Genomic DNA, 2,958 nt, shown 5'->3' on the forward strand with positions numbered 1-2,958 from the left:
CGTGAAGTTGCGACTTGCAAAGAAGATTACTATCGTTGGACACAATGGATATTCCAACAATTTTATAAAAAAGGCTTGGCCTATAAAAAAGAAGCAAAAGTAAACTGGTGTGAACATGACCATACAGTATTGGCTAACGAACAAGTTATTGATGGCAAATGCTGGCGCTGTGATAATGATGTAGTGAAAAAAGACTTAAAACAATGGTTCTTTAAAATTACAGACTATGCAGATCGTTTGCTAGATGATTTAGATACATTGGACCAATGGCCTGACCGTGTAAAAGCGATGCAACGTAACTGGATCGGTCGCAGTGAAGGTACACAATTTGCTTTTTATGTGCCTAAAATTGATAAATCCTTTGAAGTCTATACTACTCGTGTAGATACTTTATTTGGTGTATCTTATGTAGTATTAGCTCCAGAACATCCATATGTAAAAGAATTGATTCAGGATGCTTCTAATAAAGTAGAGCTAGAGGCGTTCATTGAAACATTGCGTAACCAAAGTGATATTGAGCGTACTTCTACAGAAGCAGAAAAAGTAGGTATGTTCACAGGTTCTTATGCGACACACCCTATAACAGGTAAAGAAGTGCCAATTTGGATTGCTAACTATGTACTAGCAGACTATGGTACTGGTGCTGTTATGGGTGTTCCAGCTCATGATGAAAGAGACTATGCCTTTGCAAAAAAATATGATTTACCTGTGAATTGGGTCATCCAAAATGCAGCACAAGATTTGGATTTTGCTTCCTTAGATACAGCATTCACTGAAGATGGTATATTGGTGAACTCCGGCGACTTTAATGGCAAAACTTCTGAAGAAGCGCGTCAAGCATTAGGTGATTACTTCACTGAACAAGGTACAGGTCGTAAAACTGTAAACTTCCGTCTTCGTGACTGGTTGATTTCTCGCCAACGCTATTGGGGTTGCCCTATTCCAGTTGTATACTGTGAAAAATGTGGAGAACAATTAGTGCCAGAGGAGCAATTGCCTGTAAAACTTCCAGAAGATGTATCCTTTGACGGCGGTGCTATCTCTCCATTAGCCACATCTGAAAACTTCCTAAACACAACATGCCCTTGCTGCGGTGGTCCTGCTCGACGTGAAATCGATACCATGGATACATTTATCGATTCTTCTTGGTATTTCTTGCGCTATACAGATGCTCGTAATGACAAAGAAGTATTTAATAAAGAAATCGCGAAATACTGGATGAATGTAGATCAATATATTGGCGGTATTGAACATGCGATCTTGCACTTATTATATGCACGTTTCTTTGTGAAAGTACTACATGATATCGGTTTAGTAGAAGTGGATGAGCCTTTCAAAGCCTTATTAACACAAGGCATGGTGTTAAAAGAAGGTTCTAAAATGTCTAAATCTAAAGGCAATGTAGTATCTCCAGAAGAAATCATTGCCAAATACGGTGCAGATACAGCTCGTTTATTCATCTTATTCGCAGCACCAGTAGATCGTGATTTGGACTGGAGCGACCAAGGGGTAGAAGGTTCCTATCGTTTCTTAGGTCGTGTATGGCGCATTATCGATACATACCAACAATTAGGTACATCAGGGCATCATGATAGCTTATCCAAAGATGAAACAGCATTACGCCGTGAATTACATCGTGCTATCAAAAAAGTAACAGAAGACTTAGATGGTAAATTCAATTTTAACACTGCCATCAGTACTGTTATGGAGTTGGTAAATGCTATGTACCAATTTAAAGATAGCCATGACTCTGTACAAAGCGATTTAGCAAAAGAATTAGTTGAAAAATTAACATTATTGCTAGCACCATTTGTACCGCATATTACTGAAGAAATCTGGCATGAATGTGGATTTGAAGGTTCTGTACATGCTGCATCTTGGCCAACTTATGAAGAATCTGCTCTAGTGGTAGATGAGGTAGAAGTGGCAGTTCAAGTGAATGGTAAAGTGCGTGATAAATTGACAGTATCTGTTTCATTATCTAAAGAAGAATTAGAAGCAGCTGCGAAAGCATTACCACGTGTACAAGAGTTTACAGAGGGTAAAACTGTTGTGAAAGTGATTGTAGTGCCTACAAAATTAATTAATATTGTAGTCAAATAAAACGAGGTTCCTATGGAAAAACGTAAGGACTATATTAGCTGGGATGAATATTTTATGGGTGTTGCTATGTTAGCAGGGCAACGCTCCAAAGATCCCAATACACAAGTAGGGGCTTGTATTGTGAGCGATGATAATAAAATTTTATCTATCGGTTATAATGGTATGCCCTTAGGTTGTGATGATGATGATTTCTCTTGGAATCGTAATCGAGAAGAAGATAATAAATATTTTTATATCGTTCATAGTGAACTGAATGCCATTTTAAATTATCGTGGTGGTTCACTAGAAGGAAGTAAAATATATGTCACTTTATTTCCTTGTAATGAATGTGCAAAAGCCATCATTCAAAGTGGTATTAAAGAAGTTATCTATTGGCGCGATGATTACAAAGATACACGAGAAGTGCAAGCATCAAAACGATTGTTTCAAACTGCCGGAGTAACTATTACGGCTTATGAACCAAGTGGTAGACAATTATCTTTACAACTATAATTGTAAAGGCTACATCTGTATATAATAAGGCTGAACTTGAGGATATATTCCTAAGTTCAGCCTTTTATGTTGGAATAGTATAATATCGAACAAAAGAACGGCTAGTTTCCATTAAGGGCTAGCCGTTTGTATGTTCGATATTTATTTGTTGTTACCCATTACTTTTTTGATGGCTTTTACACTTTTAGAAGTAATATTTTTGCCAGTTTTTGTCAACCGTTTACGAGTTCGTGTAACTCTACCCATAGCAGTTAGAGAAGACTGTTTACGAGGCTTCATGTCTCTTTCATTACCAAAGTCACCACGACGGATGCTAGTAGCCTTTACTTTTTCAGAACCCACAGATCGTTGTAATTCTTTCAT

General features: G+C 37.6%; 2 protein-coding genes and 1 pseudogene. 2 read left to right on the plus strand and 1 reads right to left on the minus strand.

The features are described 5' to 3' along the window. Both leuS and HMPREF9200_RS07640 read left to right on the plus strand, forming a co-directional pair. Positions 1–2,103: leucine--tRNA ligase (gene leuS / locus HMPREF9200_RS07635; RefSeq protein ID WP_009354147.1), on the plus strand; the 2,103-nt coding region annotated here is incomplete at its 5' end. A gap of 12 nt (positions 2,104–2,115) precedes the next feature. Beyond that, a complete protein-coding gene (locus HMPREF9200_RS07640) occupies positions 2,116–2,595 on the plus strand; it encodes a dCMP deaminase family protein (RefSeq protein WP_009354146.1) in 480 nt (159 codons plus the stop codon). Positions 2,596–2,736: 141 nt separating this feature from the next. On the opposite strand, the pseudogene HMPREF9200_RS07645 reads toward HMPREF9200_RS07640, so the two are convergent. Beyond that, positions 2,737–2,958: pseudogene (locus HMPREF9200_RS07645) on the minus strand (S-adenosylmethionine decarboxylase); the annotation flags it as partial.

The organism is Veillonella sp. oral taxon 780 str. F0422 (assembly GCF_000221605.1).
Taxonomy (GTDB): Bacteria; Bacillota; Negativicutes; order Veillonellales; family Veillonellaceae; genus F0422.